General features: G+C 73.9%; 13 protein-coding genes and 2 pseudogenes. 8 read left to right on the top strand and 7 right to left on the bottom strand.

Annotation, left to right across the window (positions count from 1 at the left end):
- Positions 1 to 217 precede the first annotated feature (217 nt).
- On the top strand, positions 218 to 2,182 hold the full coding sequence (locus tag ACZ68P_RS21280; RefSeq protein ID WP_471008341.1) for a ricin-type beta-trefoil lectin domain protein: 1,965 nt from the start codon (positions 218 to 220) through the stop codon (positions 2,180 to 2,182).
- A 133-nt stretch (positions 2,183 to 2,315) separates the two neighbouring features.
- Here the strand turns inward: ACZ68P_RS21280 and ACZ68P_RS21275 are convergent, their stop codons facing one another.
- The 3 genes from ACZ68P_RS21275 to ACZ68P_RS21265 form a co-directional block, all read right to left on the bottom strand.
- Positions 2,316 to 4,298, bottom strand: a complete 1,983-nt coding sequence (locus ACZ68P_RS21275) for an NHL repeat-containing protein (protein WP_471008340.1) — start codon at positions 4,296 to 4,298, stop codon at positions 2,316 to 2,318.
- Positions 4,299 to 4,501: 203 nt separating this feature from the next.
- Positions 4,502 to 4,957 carry a DUF6463 family protein gene (locus tag ACZ68P_RS21270; protein ID WP_471008338.1) on the bottom strand — a complete coding sequence of 152 codons (456 nt, stop codon included), beginning with the start codon at positions 4,955 to 4,957 and terminating at the stop codon, positions 4,502 to 4,504.
- Entirely contained in the window at positions 4,954 to 5,631 is a 678-nt protein-coding gene (locus tag ACZ68P_RS21265; protein WP_471008335.1) for a DUF2867 domain-containing protein, read from the bottom strand. The genes ACZ68P_RS21270 and ACZ68P_RS21265 overlap by 4 nt, the downstream gene beginning before the upstream one ends.
- 67 nt (positions 5,632 to 5,698) lie before the next feature.
- Between ACZ68P_RS21265 and ACZ68P_RS21260 the strand changes: the two genes are divergently transcribed.
- On the top strand, positions 5,699 to 6,310 hold the full coding sequence (locus ACZ68P_RS21260; protein WP_471008333.1) for a TetR/AcrR family transcriptional regulator: 612 nt from the start codon (positions 5,699 to 5,701) through the stop codon (positions 6,308 to 6,310).
- A gap of 161 nt (positions 6,311 to 6,471) precedes the next feature.
- Positions 6,472 to 9,639: an ABC transporter substrate-binding protein gene (locus ACZ68P_RS21255; protein ID WP_471008331.1), complete on the top strand. Its 3,168-nt coding sequence runs from the start codon at positions 6,472 to 6,474 to the stop codon at positions 9,637 to 9,639.
- 149 nt (positions 9,640 to 9,788) lie between these two features.
- On the opposite strand, the gene ACZ68P_RS21250 is transcribed toward ACZ68P_RS21255, so the two are convergent.
- Entirely contained in the window at positions 9,789 to 10,733 is a 945-nt protein-coding gene (locus ACZ68P_RS21250; protein WP_471008328.1) for an EamA family transporter, read from the bottom strand.
- Positions 10,734 to 10,812: 79 nt separating this feature from the next.
- On the opposite strand from ACZ68P_RS21250, the pseudogene ACZ68P_RS21245 reads away from it, so the two are divergent.
- Positions 10,813 to 11,500, top strand: a pseudogene (locus ACZ68P_RS21245) (LysR family transcriptional regulator).
- Between the two features lie 219 nt (positions 11,501 to 11,719).
- Here the strand turns inward: ACZ68P_RS21245 and ACZ68P_RS21240 are convergent.
- The 3 genes from ACZ68P_RS21240 to ACZ68P_RS21230 all read right to left on the bottom strand — a co-directional run bounded on the left by ACZ68P_RS21240 (position 11,720) and on the right by ACZ68P_RS21230 (position 14,612).
- A complete protein-coding gene (locus ACZ68P_RS21240) occupies positions 11,720 to 12,703 on the bottom strand; it encodes a TIGR03557 family F420-dependent LLM class oxidoreductase (protein WP_471008327.1) in 984 nt (327 codons plus the stop codon).
- A gap of 170 nt (positions 12,704 to 12,873) precedes the next feature.
- A complete protein-coding gene (locus tag ACZ68P_RS21235; RefSeq protein ID WP_471008325.1) occupies positions 12,874 to 13,446 on the bottom strand; it encodes a GNAT family N-acetyltransferase in 573 nt (190 codons plus the stop codon).
- Between the two features lie 221 nt (positions 13,447 to 13,667).
- A complete protein-coding gene (locus ACZ68P_RS21230; RefSeq protein WP_471008324.1) occupies positions 13,668 to 14,612 on the bottom strand; it encodes a poly-gamma-glutamate hydrolase family protein in 945 nt (314 codons plus the stop codon).
- A 281-nt stretch (positions 14,613 to 14,893) separates the two neighbouring features.
- Here ACZ68P_RS21230 and ACZ68P_RS21225 point away from each other — a divergent pair, with 281 nt between their 5' ends.
- The 4 genes and pseudogenes from ACZ68P_RS21225 to ACZ68P_RS21210 all read left to right on the top strand — a co-directional run bounded on the left by ACZ68P_RS21225 (position 14,894) and on the right by ACZ68P_RS21210 (position 19,953).
- On the top strand, positions 14,894 to 16,120 hold the full coding sequence (locus ACZ68P_RS21225) for a polyprenyl synthetase family protein (protein WP_471008323.1): 1,227 nt from the start codon (positions 14,894 to 14,896) through the stop codon (positions 16,118 to 16,120).
- Positions 16,117 to 17,637, top strand: a pseudogene (gene crtI / locus ACZ68P_RS21220) (phytoene desaturase family protein); the annotation flags it as partial. The gene ACZ68P_RS21225 and the pseudogene crtI, both read left to right, overlap by 4 nt.
- 286 nt (positions 17,638 to 17,923) lie before the next feature.
- Entirely contained in the window at positions 17,924 to 18,919 is a 996-nt protein-coding gene (locus ACZ68P_RS21215) for a phytoene/squalene synthase family protein (protein ID WP_471008321.1), read from the top strand.
- Positions 18,916 to 19,953: a DUF5914 domain-containing protein gene (locus tag ACZ68P_RS21210; RefSeq protein ID WP_471008320.1), complete on the top strand. Its 1,038-nt coding sequence runs from the start codon at positions 18,916 to 18,918 to the stop codon at positions 19,951 to 19,953. The genes ACZ68P_RS21215 and ACZ68P_RS21210 overlap by 4 nt, the downstream gene beginning before the upstream one ends.
- Positions 19,954 to 20,044 lie beyond the last annotated feature (91 nt).

Raw genomic sequence — 20,044 nt, 5'->3', positions numbered from 1 at the left:
GTTCCGGCGCGGTGCGGTGAGTCAACAGCCCCGCCTCCGTGCCGTCAATACTTCACGTCGACTTCGGCCGAATCCCAAGTTCCCTCCTCGCGAACCCTGTTGCGCGTTCAAGTCATGAATGCGCGAGGTCTTGACGGTCGCCCGGCCGGGCAGTTCACTCACGCCTCGGTCCATCACTCGGTCCACCACCCCCACATCCACCGAGAAGGGCACCGACATGATCAGCCCGACCCTCTCCGCCTCTGTCAGGAACGGCCCCGGGTTCCGCCCGCGGCATCGCCGCGGGCACGCTCCCCGCCGCGGGCCCCGGGGCGCCCGCCGGGCGGTGCGCGTCCTCCTCGCCGGCGTGCTCGCCGCGGCCGGGCTCACCGGAGCCACCGGGCTGTCCACCGGCACCGCCCGGGCCGCCGGCGAGCAGGTGAACGTCTGGCTCACCACCACCGACGACGCGGGCGGCCGCCATGTCACACGCGGCCTCCAGCAGCAGGCCCCCCTCGCGTTCCAGGCGGGCCCGGGCGGCGGCGGCTCGACCGTCACCGTCGACGAGAACACCCGCTACCAGACCTTCACGGGCGGCGGAGCCTCGTTCACCGACACCGCCGCCTGGCTCATGAAGGGATCAGGAGCCCTCTCCGCGTCGACGCGCGACGCCACGATGCGGGGGCTCTTCTCCCCGACCGAGGGCATCGGCCTGTCGTTCGTCCGCAACCCCATGGGCGGCTCCGACCTCGCCCGGTTCGGCTACACCTACGACGACCTGCCCGCCGGACAGACCGACCCCGGCCTGGCGAAGTTCTCCCTCGCCCACGACCTGCAGGACGTGCTGCCCCTGACCCGGCAGGCCGAGCAGCTCAACCCCCGGCTCACCCTGGTCGCCTCGCCGTGGACCGCCCCCGCGTGGATGAAGGACAACGGCCGGCTCGACGGCGGATGGCTGAAGGCCGAGAACTACGGCACGTACGCGGACTACTTCGTGAAGTACCTCCAGGCCTGGCGCGACCAGGGCGTCCCCGTGGACTACGTCACCGCCCAGAACGAACCCACCTGCTGCGCCGGCTATCCCTCCATGAGCTGGAACGCCTCCGGGCTCGCGTACTTCACGAAGAACGAGCTGCTGCCCAAGCTGGCGACGGCGGGGCTCCCCACCAAGGTCCTGGCGCACGACTGGAACTGGGACACCTACGACGCCTACGCCGCGCAGACCGTGGACGACGCCGCGGTCCGCAGCCACCCGAACTTCGGGGGCATCACCTGGCACGGCTACGGCGGTGACGTCAGGCGGCAGACCGAGATCCACGACCGGTACCCGCAGCTGGACGCCTTCCAGACCGAGCACTCCGGCGGCACCTGGATCGCGCACCAGCAGCGCGAGGACATGATGAACATCATCGACTACACCCGGAACTGGGCGAAGTCGGTCACCAAGTGGTCCCTGGCGGTCGACCAGAACCGGGGCCCGCACAACGGCGGCTGCGGCACGTGCGACGGCCTGATCACCGTCCACAACGGGGACGCGCGCCACGGCCAGGTCGACTACACCGTCGAGTACTACACGATGGGCCACCTCACGAAGTTCGTGATGCCCGGCGCCCACCGGATCGCCTCCACCGCCGACGCGGCCGTCCCGAACGTCGCCTGGCGCAATCCGGACGGCTCCAAGGCCCTCATCGCCTACAACGACTCCACCGGCGCGCGGACCCTGACCGTCAACTGGGGCGGCCGGCACTTCGCGTACTCCGTGCCCGGCCGGACCTCCGCCACCTTCACCTGGTCGGGCAGCCCGTCCGAGGGCCCCGGCGCGTCGGGCGCACTCGTCGGCCTCGGCGGCAAGTGCCTCGACGTGGCGGGCGGCGCGGCATCCGACGGCACGCCCGTCCAGCTGTGGGACTGCAACGGCAGCGCGGCCCAGCGCTGGACCATCGGTACGGACGGCACCGTCCGCGCACTCGGCAAGTGCCTGGACGTGACCTCCGGGTCGACGGCCGACGGCGCCAGGACGCAGCTGTACACCTGCAACGGCTCAGGAGCCCAGGCGTGGAGGTACGAGACGTCCGCCGGAGACCTCGTGAACGTGCCGGCGGACAAGTGCCTGGACGCCTCGGACAACAGCTCGGCGAACGGGACCCGGGCCCAGATCTGGTCGTGCACCGGCGCGGCCAACCAGAAGTGGTCCCTGCGCTGACCGCCGTACGGGAGCCGTCACGGTCATGAGACGCGAAACGGCGGGGGCCCGTGAGGTACGGGCCCCCGCCGGATGCGGACCGTCGGGGTCGGCCGTCAGCGGATCGGCCGGTCGGCGGTGAAGCGTGACCGGGTCAGGGGGTGACGGTCAGCGGCGCGCAGGACGGGTCGAGGCGCAGCCGGGCCAGATCGCGGCCCGCGAGGGCCCACGCCTTCCAGCTTCCCGGCTCGAACGCGAGCTGCGGGTTGGTGTACCAGTCGTCGCCGAGACCGGTGGCGATCAGCCGCGGGTCCGGGAGGCCCGGGCCGAGCAGATGGACGTTGCCGCCGCCGAAGTAGGTCGAGGTGAACACCTTGTCCTGGTGCACCTCGATCTCGCCGTAACCGGACAGGGTGCCCTTGTCGAGGACCTGACGGGTCGCCAGGTCCATCGTGAACCAGCCGGCGTTGCGCTTGAAGACGCCGTACAGGATGCCGTCGTGCACCTTGATGTCCTGCAGCGTCTGGTTGCCCGCGACCGGCAGGACCTCCCACTTCACGGTGCGGGTGGCCAGGTCGAAGGCGGCCACGGCCGCGGTCGTGCGGGTCGGGGTGGTGCCTCCGCCGCCCCGGACGTCCCCGCCGAGGTAGACCACACCGCCCGGACCGAGGCTGAGACTCATCAGGCTCTGGTCCTTGATCACGTCGGGGTACACCTCGATCAGCGAGGTGTCGGGGTCCACGACGGACAGGGCGCCCGTCAGGCTGGCGCCGAGCGGCGCGCTGGCCACCAGGAGCTTGTCGGTGGCAGGGTCGTACTCGAGGTCCCAGGGGCGCTGCTGGCCATGGCCGAGGTAGCCGAGGCTGCGCAGCGCGTCCGTCCGGGCGTCGATCTCGACGATCTGGCCGCTCGGGTAGATCGCGGCATAGATCTTGTCACCGCGGCGGGTCAGCGCCTTCGGCTCGCCCGGCACCCAGATCCGGCGCTGGGTCCCCGTGGCGGGGTGGTGGACGGTCACGGAGAAGTGCCCGCCGACCCAGACCGCGCCGCGGTCGGCGTCGTACAACATCGACTGGGGGCGCTCGGCGCCGCCGGTGAGGCCCGCGTCCAGAAGATCGGTGTACGTCGTCCGCCCGTCGGTCACGTCCATCGTCCACGCGCCGCCGCTGCCCGCGAAGCCGGTGAGCGTGGTGCCGTCCAGGAACATGCCCCGGGTCTCCTCCTGGGAGCGGGGCGTACCGATCTCCACCAGCGGCTCGGCGGTGCGGTAGCGGTAGACGGTGCCGTGGGGACGGGTGGAGAGGTAGGCGGTGTAGTCGGGGGCCAGGCCGATCGAGTCGACCGAGTTCCCGCCCAGGTCGACCGTGCGGAGGTCGGTGCCGTCGGTGCGCACGTCGTACAGCGTGCCGCCGCTCGCGGCACGCACCCGGGTACGGCCGACGGAGACCGCGGAGATGCCGGTGGCGCCCTGCGCCAGGACGCGTGTCGCACCCGTGGACCGGTTGACGGACATCAGCTTGCCCGTGTCGAGCAGGCCCGCGTAGACGTTGGTCGCGTCGACGTCGAGGGAGCGGACGTAGCGTTCACCGGCGGCGAGGACACCGAAGTTGCGGACGGCCCCGCCGGCGGGGTTGTACTCCCAGACCTTGCCGTCCGGGTACGTGCCCGCGTAGATCTTGCCGTCCGGCGCGGCGGCCATGCTCCAGATGAAGCCGCCGCTGACGCCGAGGGAGGCGAGGCGCTCGACCTTGCCGGTGGCGGGGTCGAAGCGGTAGAGGTCGGGCACCGGATAGGTGCCGATGTACACCTTGCCGCCCGACACGGCCGTGGCCCACGCGCCCTCGGGCGAACCCTCGGCGGGGCCGTCGGGTATCGGCGTCTGGCGCACGACCGTGCGCGTGGCGAGGTCGTACTCGGCGAGCACCGGAGGCTTCAGACCCCGGGTCACGACGTAGCCGCGCCCCTCGTGCACGGCGGCGCCGACGATGGCGCCGGTCACCGAGGCAGGGCCGAAGCGCTCCACGCCCGCTCCACCGCAGTCGGCGGGATCGACGGCGACCGCGGGCGCCGCGGGCACGACGGGTGCCAGGAGCGCGAACAGAGCCGCGAGGAGGGGCAAGAGCAGGCGGCGTTTCAACAAGGCCTCCAAGTAAGGGTAGTGCGTACGACCGCACGCGAACGGTGGGGTCCTGATGTCGGCACCGACGACGACGGCGGCCGCTGCCGCGCCGCCGACGCGCCGTGCATATTACGGCTGACCGGCGAAGGCGGCGCGAAGCGCTCCCCTCCCCGCTCCTCGACCGTCACCCCCGATCGCCATTCCCCGACCGGGGGCTCCGCTCACACGGGTTGCCCCTCCCGGCTCGCCGAGACCTCCGGCCGCTCCCCGATCCGGGCCGCCCCGACGACGAGTGCCCCCGCCACGATCCCGACGAAGAACGGCGACGGCACCAGCAGGGTCCCGCCCACCGCACACCACGCCGCGATGCCCCAGCCGATTCCCGGTGGCACGCGCACCCCGCGTCCGGCCAGATGCCATATCAGCGCCGCCAGGAGGACCAGCGGTACGGCGAAGCTGCCCGGGCCGGCCCAGAAGGTGACCTCGTTCCGCAGGGAGTCCACCGTCGGCTCCGCGCCTCCGTCCGACAGCGCGAGCGGCACCGCCGCCCACAGCCCCCGTTCCACCCAGCCGCTGACGTCACCCCAGGCGGCCGCCGCCAGCAGGGACACATGCCCGACGCCCAGGAAGACCATGATCCCGCTCGCCCAACGCAGCATCTTTCGACGGGTGTTCATCGCCCGCTCCCCTCTCCGCGCGGCTTCTCCGCATCCGGCGGCGTGAGGCCGTCCTCCCGTCGGGGGCGGCCCTGCCCGGCGCGTTCCGGCTCGGCCCGGTCCCGCCAGGCGCGTTCCCACTGCCGGGTCAGGGAGGGGTAGACGAGGAGGTACCGGAACGGCGCGATGGCGGCCATGTAGAGGCGCCCGGTCGCTCCGTTGGGCTTCACGAGCACGGCCATCCGCAGTTCGTAGTCGCCGGTCGCGCCCTCCACCCACCCCAGGTGCATCACGGTGTGGACGGTCTTGTTCGCCAGCTCGCGGGCGGCCTCGCGGGGGAGTTCGTAGACCGCCTTGAGGGGCATGCCCTCGTCGTCCGGGCCGCGCGGAACGTCCTGGAGGTCGCCGGTGAGACGGTCGCGCAGCGAGGCGACCCGTGCGCCGACGCCTGCCGACGGATCGTCCCAGCCGAGCACGGCACCGAGCTTCCACCGCACGGCGAACAGGAAGCGCACCGCCGGGTGTTGGCGGGCGGGGCCGCCGGCGGCGCGCATCGCCGCCAGCATCACGGGGAAGTCGTCGGGCCCGGCTCCGGGAGTGCGGAACGACCACACGTCCTGGACGGTGAAATCAGGCGTCAGGTCGTGGATGAGCCAGGGCTGTTCGGTGTAGGCGGTCGCTGCGCGTCGCGGCATGTCCGGCCTCTCGTGTATACGGCACCGTATATTTGATGTGTACGCTACCGTACACATCGGATCCGGCATGATCAATGGAGGTGGTCGTATCCCCGCCGTCGCTCGCACACCACGGAGCCGATGGGTGGAAGCGGGCCTCGCCGCCCTCGCCCGAGGAGGGCCGGACGCCGTCCGGGTCGAGGCGCTCGCCGCCGAACTGGGCGTGACCAAGGGCGGCTTCTACGGCCACTTCGACGGCCGCCCCGCCCTGCTCGAGGAGATACTCGACGAGTGGGAACGGCGCTGCACCCGGGAGATCATCGCCCGGGTCGACGCCGAAGGCGGAGCCGGGGCGGAGACGATCCGACGCGTCGCCCAGCTGACCTCCTCGGAGGACTTCCACCGCATCGACATCGCGGTCCGCTCCTGGGCGCGCCACGATCCGTCCGTCGCCGCACGTCTGCGCCGCATCGACAACGAGCGCATGGACTTCCTGCGCAGGATGTTCGGCAGGTTCCTCACCGACCCGGCGGAGATCGAGGCCCGCAGCATCCTCGCCTTCGCGCTCGCGATCGGCCGCCACTACTTCATCGCGGACCACCCCGGCTACACGACCCCGGAGGCGATCGAACTCGCCGGAAACCACCTGCTGCGCCCGGCGGCGCACGAGGAAGGACAGGGCTTCGGACAGAAGTCCTGACCGGTGACCGTTGACCGGTCCGCGGGGGCGTCCATGGCGTCAACGGCCCGGAGCCCGTGCCGAGACGGAATGATCCGGTGTGTCATCATCGCCTGACGACCACGGGACGGGCTCTGCGGGGGGCGGCATTGGAAGCGCTGGGCGCGGCGGACCCACGGCAGGTGGGGCGTTATCGGCTCCTCGCGCGCCTGGGAGCGGGCGGCATGGGCCGGGTCTACCTGGGCCGTTCGACCAGCGGGCGGATGGTCGCCGTCAAGGTGGTGCGCGCCGAGCTGGCCGAGGACCCGGAGTTCCGGCGGCGCTTCGCCCGGGAGGTGGAGGCCGCCCGCAGGGTGACCGGCTTCTTCACCGCGGCCGTGGTGGACGCCGACCCCGAGGGGGCGCCCGCCTGGCTCGCCACCGCCTACGTCCCCGGCATGCCGCTCGACGAGGCGGTGCGCGCTCACGGCGCATGGCCGAGGCACTCACTGCTCCTGCTGAGCGCCGGACTCGTGGAGGCGCTCGAGGCGATCCACGGCGCGGGCCTGATCCACCGCGACCTGAAGCCCTCCAACGTCCTGATCGCCGGGGACGGGCCACGGGTCATCGACTTCGGCATCTCCGTCGCCACCGAGGCGACCGCGCTCACCCGGACCGGGATGGTGATCGGCACCCCGGGGTTCATGTCGCCCGAGCAGGTGACGGGGCGCGCCGTCGGCCCGGCCGGCGACCTGTTCTCCCTGGGCGCCGTGCTGGCCTTCGCGGCCACCGGAGCCGGACCGTTCGGCATCGGCGCCCCTCATTCGGTGAACTTCCGCGCCGTCTACGAGGAGCCGGATCTTCGCGGGCTGCCCGCCGGAACCGACTTCGTCGCCCGCTGCCTCGCCAAGGAACCCGAACGCCGGCCCACCGTGCCCGAACTCCTGGCGGAGCTCGGGCAGCTGCTCGGGGAGACCGGCGGCCAGACCCTCGCGGGCCACCTCCCGAAGGAGACCGACTGGCTCCCGGCGGCGGTGGCCGAGGCCCTCACCTCCCGCGCAGGGGGGTTCGCGGCCGCCCCTGGCGCCCCTGCCGCGCCGGACCCGCGCCTCGCCCACCGGACGGCGCCCGCCGACCGGGACGAGCGCCGGGACGGCGGGGGAGAGGACGGCGGGGGAGAGGGCGAGACCCGGAACCCGGCAGGTCAGGCCGCCCAGGACGGCGGCCTTGGCCCCGGGAAGGCGCCCACGCACGATGGGGGTCCCGACGGGACGCCCACGCACGGCCGGGGTCCCGGCGAGGCGCCCACGCACGGGGCCGTGGCGACTTCGGAGACCGCCCCGACGGAGAATCCGCCCGTCCGCCTCGACAAGACGCCGACCCCGCATCCCGCGGTGCCGCCCCTCCCCGCCTTCCCGCCCGACGCGCCGCAGGCGGCCGACGTCGCCGCGCCCGGCGCGGCCACCGCGCCGCCGGTCGTCATCGGCCGGCCCCTCGTCCCGCCGCCGGCGACGGTGGCCGGCGCCGGGGCGGCGTCGACCAGGCCCGTCGTCCAGGCGCCCGCGGGCGCCGCCCGCTTCCGGCGCCGTCTCGTGGCCGTCAGCCTCGCCGTGGTCCTCGCCGCGGGCGGTGGTGGCGCCGTGCTGTGGGCCACCCAGAACAAGGACGAGCCCGCCACCTCGACGACGGGCGGGGGCGGTTCGGGCGGCTCCACCAGCGCGGCCGGCTTCGACGCCGCGGTCGGCGGCGTCGTGAACGCCTCCACGAAGAAGGGCGGCACGCTCCGCCTGTGGAGCACCTACGACGCCGACTCGTGGGACCCCGCCCGTTCCTACTACGGGTGGGTCTGGAACATGCAGCGCTTCTACGCCCGCACCCTCTACACCTACGACGCCCGGCCCGGCGCGCAGGGCAAGACGCTCGTGCCGGACCTCGCCGAGGCCGCCCCCGTCTCGACCGACGGCGGCAGGACCTACACCGTCAAGCTCAAGCGGGGCCTGACGTTCGAGGACGGCTCGGCCATCACCGCCAGGGACGTCAAGTACGGCATCGAGCGCGCCTTCGCGCAGGACGTCGTCCCCGGCGGCCCGCTCTTCCTGGTCGAGGCCCTGGACCAGGGGCAGGACTACCCGGGCCCGTACAAGGACGCGGCCCCCGACGGACCCGGCCTCCGCTCGGTGCGCACGGTCGACGACTCGACCCTCGTCTTCACGCTCGCCAAGCCGGACTCCGACTTCCCGCACCTGCTGGCCATGGGCGCCACCGCCCCGGTGCCGCGAGAGCGGGACACCGGAGCCCGCTACGGCGAGAAGCCGGTCTCCTCGGGTCCGTACCGCTTCGACTCCTACGTACCGGGCAAGTCCCTCACCCTCGTCCGCAACGACCACTGGGACCCGGCCACCGACCCGTTGCGCAAGGCCCTGCCCGACAGGGTGGAGCTGACGATCTCCGGCAACGCCGACGACGTGGACGCCCGGCTGCTCGCCGGCACCGCCGACCTCAGCGTGATGTCCAGCGGCCTGTCGCCGGCCTCCCGGGCGAGGGTGCTGCGGGACCCCAAGCTGAAGGAGAACGCGGACAACCCGCACACGGGCTACGTGCGGTACGTCGCCCTCGCCTCGAAGGTCAAGCCGCTCGACAACGTCCACTGCCGCAAGGCCGTTCTCTACGCGGCGGACCTCGCCGCCCTCGCGACGGCACGCGGAGGCCCGACGGCCGGATCGAGGCAGAGCACCATGCTTCCGCCGACGATCGCCGGCTCCGACGGCTACGACCCCTTCGGACGCGCGGACGGCAAGCCGCGCACGGAGAAGGCGAAGGAGGAGCTGCGGGCCTGCGGCAAGCCGGGTGGTTTCACCACGACCCTGGCCCTGCGCGGCGACAGGGAGGAGGAGCAGCGCTCCGCCGCCGCGCTCCAGAGCGCGCTCAAGAAGGTCGGCATCACCGTCAGGACCGCGGGGTACGACGCCGCTCAGCGGTCCGCCGTCGTCGGTACGCCCAGCGTGGTCAGAAGCAAGGGCTACGGCCTCACCTTCTTCGGGTGGGGCGCCGACTACCCCACCGGCTCCGGGTTCCTGGAGCCCCTGGCCGACGGCCGCCTCATCCTGCCGAGCGGCAACTTCAACTTCCCCGAGGTCGACGAGCCGGAGATCGACGCCCTGTTCGACCAGGCCTCGGCCACGACCGACCCGGCCGCGGCCGCCGAGACCTACCGCCGGATCGACCACAAGGTCGTCGACGGTGCCTACTACCTGCCGATCGTCGCCGACAAGGCCGTGTTCTACCGCAACCCCCGGCTGACCAACGTCTACGTCCACGACGTCTACGGCATGGCCGACTTCCAGGCCCTCGGCACCTCCGACGGGAAGTGACGGCCGTCGGCGGAAGCCCGTGGGCCGGGGTCCGATGTCGAGGAAGCGGACGCACTCGGCGCTGCGCCGGATGAAGTGGCGGTGGGCTTCGACGTCCTCGCCCATCAGGACGGAGAAGACGTCGTCCGCTCCGGCCGTGTACGTGGGGTTCAGCCGCGCACGCGGGGTGTCGGTGAGGGCGGCGGGAGTTGGCCCGCCACGATCGCGGCGAGGGCGAGCGCGAAGCCCAGGAGTTGGACGGGGCCGAGGGTCTGGCCGAGCAGGACGGCGCCGAGGACGGCGGCGACCAGCGGAGAGAGCAGGACGAGCACCGCGACGGAGGCGACGGGCAGGGAGGTGAGGCCACGGAACCACAGGACGAAGGCGGCCAGACCGCCGACCAGTCCGAGCCAGAGGTAGCCGAGGGCCGCGGGCAGGTCGATCGCGGGAGGCGCCCCCTCGACGAGGAACGTGAGCGGGAGCAGGAAGACGCCGCCCGCCGTGAGCTGCCACCCGGCGAACGCCGTGGGACCCGCCCCGGCGGGACGCCCCCAGCGTCTGGTGAGCGTCACCCCCAGCGCCATGGACGCCGCACTGCCGAGACCGGCCGCGATCCCCACGGCGTCGAGCGCCGCGCTCGGTCCGATCACCACCAGGCCGACGCCGGCCATGCCGGCCACTCCCCAGCCGAGGCGCCGGACCGACAGCCGCTCCCTCAGCACCGCCACGGCCAGGAGCGCGACGACGAGCGGCTGAGCCGCCGCCAGCGTCGCGGCGACCCCTCCCGGCAGGCGCTCGGCCGCGATGACGAGCAGGGGGAAAAGCATCCCGATGTTCAGGACACCGAGCACCGCGGCCTTCCACCACCACGCCCCGTGAGGCAGCGTCCTGCCGAGCGCCAGCGCCAACAGCCCGGCGGGCAGGGCCCGCAGCAGACCCGCGAACAACGGGTGTCCCGGCGGCAGGAGTTCGGTGGTGACCACATAGAACGTGCCCCACGACACGGGCGCGAGCGCGGTCAGAAGGGTGCGGGGGAGACCGCCACCGGACGGGTTCTCTCGGGTCCCACCGCCCCCCGTCGCGCCCGGAAGCCTCTCTGCTGCTGCACTTGTCATGTTCGCAGTCTCGTCGCCCCGTGATCGATGAGTCCAACACATGCTTGTCACCTCATCGATCTCTCTTCACGATGGATCGATGGAGCTCCAGCAGATGAGGTACGTCCTCGCCGTGGCCGAGACGAACAGCTTCACCCGGGCCGCCGAACGGTGTCTGGTCGTCCAGTCCGCCCTCAGCCATCAAGTGGCGCGCCTGGAGCGGGAACCGGGCGCGCGACTCTTCGAGCGCACCAGCCGCCGGGTGCGGCTGACCCAGGCCGGTGCGGCCTTCCTCCCCGCCGCGCGCCAGTGCCTGGAAGCCGCCGAACGGGCGGCCACCGAGGTCGCCGCGGCGGTCGGCGAGGTGCGCGGACGGCTGACCGTCGGCCTGATCCCGACCGTCGCCGCGGTCGCACCCGGCCATCCCCTCGCCGAGGCGACGGGAGTCGACCTCCGCCGGCTCTCCTCCGAGGTGTTCGTGGACCTGCCGCCCGGAACGGCCGGGCGGGTCCAGTCCGATCAGGCGTTCGCGGCCGCCGGCCTGGTCCGCGATGTCGCCTTCGAGGTGACCACCGCCGACTCCCTGATGGCCCGGCTCGTCGGCGAGGGGCTCGCCGTCGCCATGCTGCCCTCCGCCTACGTCCCCCGGCTCACCGGCGTGACGAGCGTCGAGGTCACCGACGCGCCGACCCGGGTCGAGTACGTGGCGTGGAACCGCGCCGGCCGTACGCCGGCGGCGACCGCCTTCCTCGGGCGCCCTCGGCATCCCGGCCCCGCCCGGCTCGTAGCCCGGTCCGCGGACCGCTCCGGACACCGCATCGGAGGCCGGAGCAGACAAGCGGGCGGAGGCCGTCCCGGCGCCCGGATCACGCAAGGGACCGAGGTCCGGTGCCCAGACCGTCCCGGGGCCCGGCTCGCGCTCCGGCCACGCGTCCGGCCCGGCGACCGCCCCCGTGTCCGTCCCGCTCTCCGGTCACCCGGCCGGAGCGGACACGCAGGAGTGAGGCTCAGGCCCCGTCGCCGCCCTGCGGCTTCAGCCGTCGCAGAGGCCCGTTCAGCTCCCGCTGGAAGAAGTCGATGAAGCCGTCCGGGTCGGGACCCGCGTTCTGCATGACCAGCCGGTCGAAGCCCGCGTCGACGAACCCCTGCGCCACCTCGGCGTACCGCGCCGGATCGGCGCCGCAGGCGAACTTCTCCAGGACGTCCTCCTCCCGCACGGTGGTGGTGGCCGCCTCGAAGTTGACCGGGTTGGGCAGCTCGCTCATGACCTTCCATCCCGTGACCGCCCAGCGCGACGTGTCCAGAACGGCCTTCGCCGCCGTGCGCTCGTCGGGCGCCCACGCCATGGGGACCTCGGCGTAGCGGGGCCCGTCGCCGCCGGCCTCGCGGTAGTGCCGGACGATGTCCGGCTTGTCCTCGGTGGCGAACAGCCCGTCGCCCAGCTCGGCCGCGATCCGGGACGACGGCCCGCCGCTCGCCGCCACCGCGATCAGGGGAAGCTCCTGGGGCAGGTCGAAGACCCGGGCGTCGTGCAGCCGCAGGTGCTTGCCCTCGTACGACCGGTAGCCGCCGCCCCACAGCAACCGGATGATCTCCAGGGCCTCCCTGAGCATCTCGTGCCGGGTGTGGACCGTGTCGGGGAAGCCGCGGCCGACGACGTGCTCGTTGAGCCGTTCGCCGGAGCCGACGCCCAGGACGAACCGGCCGTCCGACAGGAGGGCGAGGGTGGCGGCGGCCTGCGCGATGACGGCCGGGTGGTAGCGCACCGTCGGGCAGGTGACGCCCGTGGCCAGCCCGATCCGCGAGGTCTTCGCGGCGACGGCGCCCAGAACCGTCCAGGCGAACGGCGAATGCCCCTGGTTGTCGAGCCACGGATGGAAGTGGTCGCTGATCTCGACGAAGTCGAAGCCCGCCTCTTCGGCGAGGACCGCCTGGCGTACCAGTTCCGCCGGACCGAACGCCTCGGCGGCCAGCTTGTATCCGATCTGCATGGGGGAGCACCTCTTCCGGTTACGTTGACACCTATGGCGTCCGCGCAGAGGTACCCCGGCCCGCCCGGCCCGTAACGGACGGCGCCCGCCACCCCGCCCGGAGGGATCAGCGCGGGCCGGGAGCGCCCGGGTGATCGTCCACGCGCACCGGAGCGTGCGTACCGGACGCGTCAGCGCAGATCGAGCCGCATCAGGATCCGGGGATGGCCGGCGAGCACCGATGTCGTGTCGGCGGCGTGGACGAACCCGGCGCGCTCGAAGTTCTTCCGTAGGCCGGCGTACGCCATCGTCAGATCGACCTTGGCGTCCCCGTTGTCGAGGGGGTACGCCTCGACGACGGGGGCGCCCTGGGAGCGGGCGTACTCCACCGCGCCGGCGATGAGGGCGTGGGAGATCCCCTTCTTACGGTGGCCGGGGCGGACGCGGACGCACCACAGGGACCACACCGGCAGGTCGTCGACGTGCGGGATCTTGCGGTTGCGTGCGAAGGAGGTGTCCGCGCGCGGCGCGACGGCGGCCCAGCCGACCGGCTCGTCACCGTCGTAGGCCAGCACCCCGGGCGGGGGCCCCGCACGGCACAGCTCGTCGACGTACTCACCGCGGGCGGGCCCGCGAAGCTCGTTGTTGAGCTTGGACGGGATCCGGTAGCTCAGGCACCAGCACACGTTGGAGGTGGGGGACTTCGGGCCGAGCAGCGTACGGACGTCCGCGAAGTCCGAAGCCGGGCGCACTTCGATGGCCATGGCACCACGATGCCACGCCGCTCTTCTCGGCGGACGCGGAGATGGACGCGGGGGGCCGCCCGGCGCGGCGGCGGACGCGTGAGCCGCTCGGCCGCCCCGCCCGCTCGGGTACGGCCCGCCGGGGCGGCCCGGCACGCCCCCGTGCCGGGCCGCCTCGTCACCAAGCCGCTTGGTCACCGAGCCGCTCGCCGTCGGCCCGTCGGCCCGCCGCCCGGTTCCGCTCACAGCAGGGCGTCGCGGCCCAGCTCGTGGCGGTCGACCGCTTCTCGTACGGCGTTGACGAAGCCGTTCCAGAAGTGCGCCTGGTGGCCGGTCCCCACGCCCGCGGTCTGCCGGCGGCGGGCGGCGCCGTCGAACTCCCCGAACATGGCCCGGCGCAGTTCGGTGGATATCTCCAGCTGGGCGCCGGCCCCCGTGCGGGTGCGGTTGACGATGTTCGCCGGGTCGTCGCCGTTCAGCGGACTGTCGACGCCCGCGACGACCACCTTCACCTCGAGGTCGGGATCGCCGGTCTCCGTGGTGAAGCCCGCATCGGCGAAGGCCCGTGCGAGGTTCCGCATCAGCCGCTGGTCCCGGCCGCCGATCAGGATCTGCTTGGCCGGGCCCGTCTCGGGTCGGAAGCCGTGCAGGGAGACGGCGTACAGGTTGTGCCCGCAGACGGCGAGGGCCGCCGGGTCGTCGCAGTGGGTCGAGGTGACGTGGAGATCGTCGTGGGAGGTCAGCGCCTCGAACATCCAGTAGTCCCGCTGCGGCACTCCGGCCCTCGGCGCGGGGAGGGTGGTTCCGGCGCCCGCGAGCTCGTAGCCGGCGATGGCAAGGCACAGTTCGCTGGTGCCGGCCTCGATGCCACCGCCGTGCGGGGCGATGACGGCCGTGCTGCGGACGGCCTCGCTCGTCGCGCTCGCGTTGTCCAGCAGCTCGGTGCGGGCCCCGCAGCGGAAGCGGCGCATCCAGTCGACGCCCTCCTGGAAGGCGCCGCTGGCGTACAGGGCGGTGTTCGTGGCGAATCGCTCCGCGGCGGCCGTCCCCGTGGCCGTGGCCGTGGCCGTGGCCGTGGGAGTGGCGGCGGCGGCGGTGGCGCCGCTTCCGGTGACGTCGGCGAGCACGGGCAGCCCGGCGACGGCGGCGACGGAGGTCAGGACGGTTCTGCGGCTGGTGGGCTTCATAGAATGATCATCTCCGATGGCCCGGCCGTCCCGGTAGCCCCTCCCCGCGGACGGCTCGTCCGCGACGGTCTCCCCTTCTCGCGCGGGCCGTTCGTCTCTCCACCCCCGGTCACACGAGCCGTGCGGCGGCGGCGCCGCGGCCCCTGCCGTAGCGCGTGTTCCGCCGAGCGGGTGACGCGCACTCCCATGAGGCGGCACAGCGGGCAGGCATGAACGCATCCGTGTGCGCGCCGGCTGCCGAAGTACTGCGCGTGCGCGGAAACGGATCTGAGGGGAGTGCCATGCTCCGTACGAGTGCGACGGCGGCGAGAACGGCGGAGGCGGAGGCGTCGGAAGGGGTGACGGCGGGGCCGGGCGCGGCGATCGTGGACGTCCTGGACGGTCCGTCCGGTACCGGCGGCGGCCCGCGCACGGCCGGAGAAGCGGTGGCGGCCGTCGAGTCCGTCCTCGCGGAACACCTCGACGCCCGGGTCAGGGAGGCCGGCCGGATCGACGCCGTGTCCGCGCGCGAGGTGGCGAGCCGGGTGGCCGGCTTCGTCCGGGGAGGCGGCAAGCGGCTGCGGACGGCCTTCGTGTGGTGCGGGTGGCAGGCGGCGGGCGCGGGCGGCGACCCGGAGGTTCCGCTGCGCGTCGGGGCGGCCATCGAACTGCTCCAGGCCTGCGCGCTCATACACGACGACCTCATGGACGGCTCGCCCGTGCGCCGCGGCGGGCCGGCCGTGCACCGCCAGTTCGCCCACCTGCACCGGGCGCACAGCATGAACGGTTCTGCTGACGCCTACTCCACCACCGCCGCCGTCCTGGCGGGCGACCTCGCCCTGGCGTGGGCCGACGACCTGCTCACCGACACCGCTCTCGCCCTCCCCCCGACCGCCGGACGACGGCTCCACCGCGAATGGCGGGCGATGCGGGGGGAGATGGTCGCCGGTCAGTACCGGGACGTACGCGCGCAGGCGACCGGCTCGTCCGGTGTCGACGAGGCGCTCTCCATCGCGACGCTGAAGAGCGCCCTGTACACCGTCGTCCGCCCCCTCGCCCTGGGCGCCTGCGTGGCCGGGACGGGGGCCGACGACGGCGCCATGGAGGCGCTGCGGGCCGCGGGCAGCTGCGCGGGCCTCGCGTTCCAGCTCCGCGACGACCTGCTGGGCGTGTACGGGGATCCCGCCGTGACCGGAAAGCCCGCCGACGAGGACCTGCGCGGGCGGAAGCTGACCTACCTCCTCGCGGTGGCCCTGGAGCGGGCTACGGAGTCGCACGACGGGGCGGCGGTCGACGCGCTCGGGCCCGGCCGCGTCCCCCGCTCCGAGCCGGACGTCGCCCGGATGCGGGCCGCCCTGGAACGCACCGGCGCCCGCGCGGTGGTGGAGGAGGAGATCGCCGGCCTGTGCGCCAGGAGCGTGCGCCACTTCGCGGCCACCGGAGCGAGCCCGGGCGTGCGGGCCGAGTTCGCCGCGCTGGTGGACAGGGCCGCCGGTACGAAGCCGGCCACGGAGAGGGAGAACGCATGAGGACCGTGTCCGGGCCCACGGACCACGTGGTGGTGGTCGGCGCCGGCCTGTCCGGGCTCGCCGCCGCCCTGCACCTGCTCGGTGCCGGCCGCCGGGTGACCGTCGTCGAACGGGACGCGGTGCCCGGCGGCCGGGCCGGCCGGCTGGAGGTCGGCGGCTACCGGATGGACACCGGCCCCACGGTCCTCACGATGCCGCACCTGGCGGACGAGGCGTTCGCCGCGGTCGGCGACAGCCTGTACCGCCGCGTGGAACTGATCGCCCTGCACCCGGCCTACCGGGCCCGCTTCGCGGACGGCAGCCTGCTGGACGTCCACACCGACGGCGACGCCATGGAGGCCGAGGTCCGGCGCTTCGCCGGCGCGGCCGAGGCCGAGGGCTACCGCCGGCTGCGCGCCTGGCTGCGGCGGTTGTACCAGGCGCAGATGCGCCGCTTCATCGACACCAACTTCGACTCGCCCTTCCGGCTCCTCCACCCCGATCTGGCCCGGCTGGCGGCACTGGGCGGCTTCGGACGCCTGGACGCGCAGATCGGCAGGTTCCTCTCCGACGAGCGCCTGCGCAGGGTGTTCTCCTTCCAGGCGCTGTACGCCGGGGTGCCACCCGCCCGTGCACTCGCCGCGTACGCCGTCATCGCCTACATGGACACGGTCGCCGGCGTCTTCTTCCCCAAGGGCGGCATGCACGCACTGCCCCAAGCGATGGCGGACGCCGCGGCCGACGCGGGCGGAGCCTTCCGCTGGGCGGCCGAGGTGAGCGCGCTGGAGACCTCCGCCGGGCGGGTGCGGGCCGTGCGCCTCGCCTCCGGGGAGCGGATCGCCTGCGACGCGGTCGTCCTGACACCCGACCTGCCCGTCGCGCACCGCCTCCTGGGCCGCGCCCCGAGGCGGCCCGTGGCCCTGCGCGCTTCACCGTCCGCGGTGATCCTGCACGCCGGTACCGACCGGACCTGGCCGGAACTCGCCCACCACACGATCTCCTTCGGGGCCGCCTGGGAGGGGACCTTCGACGAACTGACCCGTACGGGACGGGTGATGAGCGACCCCTCGCTGCTCATCACCCGACCGACCACGCACGACCCGGAGCTCGCGCCGGCGGGCAGGCACCTGCACTACGTCCTGGCCCCGTGCCCCAACACCACGACGGGCCCCTCGGCCGCCGCCTGGGACGAGCTCGGACCCCGCTACCGCGACAGCGTGGTCGCCGAACTGGAACGGCGCGGTCTGCACGGCTTCGGGGCCTCCGTCGACCGGGAGGTGCTGGTCACCCCGGCGGACTGGACGGCCCAGGAGCATCTGGCGGGCACCCCGTTCTCCGCCGCGCACACGTTCGCGCAGACCGGCCCCTTCCGGCCCCGCAACCTCGTCCGCGGCTACGACAACGTCGTCCTGGCCGGATGCGGGACGACGCCCGGGGTCGGAGTCCCGACGGTCCTCGTCAGCGGCAAGCTCGCCGCCGCCCGGATCACCGGCGTCCGCCGTCCGGCGGGGGCGCGCGGACACGGCGGGCGGCCCGGCGGCCCGCCCGCGCGCGCCGACGACACGACCCGGCGGACGGCCGGCGCGGGCAGGGCCCTCGACAGAGCGGACGTGCCCGCGACCGCCACGGCCGCCCCCGGCCACGGCGTGGACAGGCTCGTGACCGAAGAGACGGGACCCGGCCACCGCGCGGACAGCCCTGCTGCCGGCACGGTCAGGCCCCCTGCCGGCACCGTCAGCTCCGCTGCCGACACCGTCAGGCCCGCCGGCACCAGCGCCGGCGGGCAGGTGCGCACCACCCTCCCGGACTCGAAAGGCAGTACCCATGACCCGTCGTGAACTCGACGCGGCCGGGGTGACGGACCCCGGCCTCCGCGCCGCCTACACCCGGTGCCGGCAGCTCAACGCCCGTCACGGCCGGACGTACTTCCTGGCCACCCGCCTCCTGCCGCTCGAACGGCGCTGCGCCGTCCACGCGCTGTACGGCTTCGCCCGCTGGGCGGACGACATCGTCGACGACCTCGACCGCGAACAGCCGCCCGCGGAGCGCGACCGGCTGCTGCGCCGCCTGGAGAGCGACCTGGCGCGGGGGCTGCGTACCGGCCACGGTGACGAGCCCGTCGTGCGGGCCGTGACCGACACGGCCGAGCGCTACGCCATCGACCCCGGTCTCTTCGCCGACTTCCTGGCCTCCATGCGCAGCGACCTGACCGTCACGGACTATCCGACCTACGCGGACCTGCACGCCTACATGCACGGCTCGGCCGCCGTGATCGGCCTGCAGATGCTGCCGGTCCTCGGAACGGTCGTCGACCGTGAGACGGCGGCGCCGCACGCGGCGGCGCTCGGGAGGGCGTTCCAGCTGACCAACTTCCTGCGCGACGTGGGCGAGGACCTGGACCGGGGGCGCGTGTACCTGCCCGCCGATCTGCTCGCCGCGCACGGGGTGGAGCGGCCGCTGCTCGAGTGGAGCCGCCGCACTGGCGGCCGGGACCCGCGCATCCGCTCCGCCTTCGTCGAGTTCGAGGCGATGACCAGGACGGTCTACCGGGAGGCCGAGCCCGGTGTCGCCATGCTGGAACCACGGGTACGGCCGTGCATCCGCACCGCGTTCACGCTGTACGGAGGCATCCTGGACGCGATCGCGGCCGATGACTACTCCGTACTGCACCGCCGGGCCGCCGTGCCGCGCCGGCGTCGGGCGGCGACGGCGGCGGCGGGCCTCGTCCGCATCCTGGCCGCGCGGGTACGCCCCCGCACCGGGCGTGGGACGGCCCGGACGCCGCACACGGTGGCGCTGCGCGAGGGAGCACGCCGGTGAGGGACGGCGACGGCGGGTCGGCGAGGGCGGGCCGGACGGGCGGGAAGCGCTGGACCTCGCCGCTGCGCGTGCGCCGCGCCCCCGCGTGGGAACGGCAGCCCGCACCATGGCGGGAGGCCAAGCCGGCCCTGGTCGCGGAGGCGCTCGAGCGGGCGACGGCGAGGCCGTCGGGAAACTGGTTCGTCGTCGGCGCCTCGCGCGAGATCGAGGCGGGCGGCCGGGCGTACGGCAGGACCGTGGGCGGCGTCGAGGTGGTCCTGTGGCGCGGCGAGGACGGTGGACTGCGCGGCGGTCCCGGAGCCTGCCCCCACCTCGGGGCTCCCTTGCGGGACAGCCGGGTCGTGTGCGGGACGCTCGTGTGCCACTGGCACGGACTGGCCCTCCCCGGCGGCCCGTACGCCGGGTGGGAGCCGTTCCCCGTCCACGACGACGGGGTGCTGGTGTGGGTACGTCTCGACTCGGTGGGCGGCGAGCCACCGCTGGAGCGCCCCGTGGTCCCGGAACGGCCGCGGCACGAGGGCGCGATCGACGCGGTGTACACGGGAGTGGGGCGGTGCGAGCCGGAGGACGTGGTCGCCAACCGGCTCGATCCCTGGCACGGCTCCTGGCTGCACCCCTATGCCTTCGTCAACCTGCGGGTGGCCGGGACCCCGCAGGGCGACGAGGACGACGACGCGTTCGCCGTCGACGTCTCGTTCAAGGTCGCGGGCAGCCTGGTGGTGCCGGTCAGGGCCGTGTTCACCGCGCCGACGCCCCGCACGGTCGTCATGCGCATCACCGAGGGGGAGGGTGTCGGCTCGGTGGTCGAGACGCACGCCACCCCCCTGACCCCGCGAGGAGACGGCAGCCCCCGCACCGCGGTGGTCGAGGCGGTCGTCGCGGCCTCGGACCGGCGGGGCTTCGCCCTGGCCCGTGCGGCGGCCCCGCTGCTGCGGCCGATGATGCGCCGCACGGCCGGCCGGCTGTGGCGCGACGACCTCGCCTACGCGGAACGCCGCTGGTCGCTGCGCCGCGCCGGCCGCTTCCCCGGCTGAGGACGGGCGGGGCCCGCCGGCGGGCACCGCCCACCGGCGGGGCGGGCTCACCCGGCCCCGCCGGCGGTACGTTCCCCTGCCCTCCGCTCGA

The organism is Streptomyces sp. NPDC036822 (assembly GCF_055609145.1).
The sequence above is the reverse complement of the archived record's forward strand: the minus strand, read 5'-3'. Positions and strand labels throughout refer to the sequence as shown.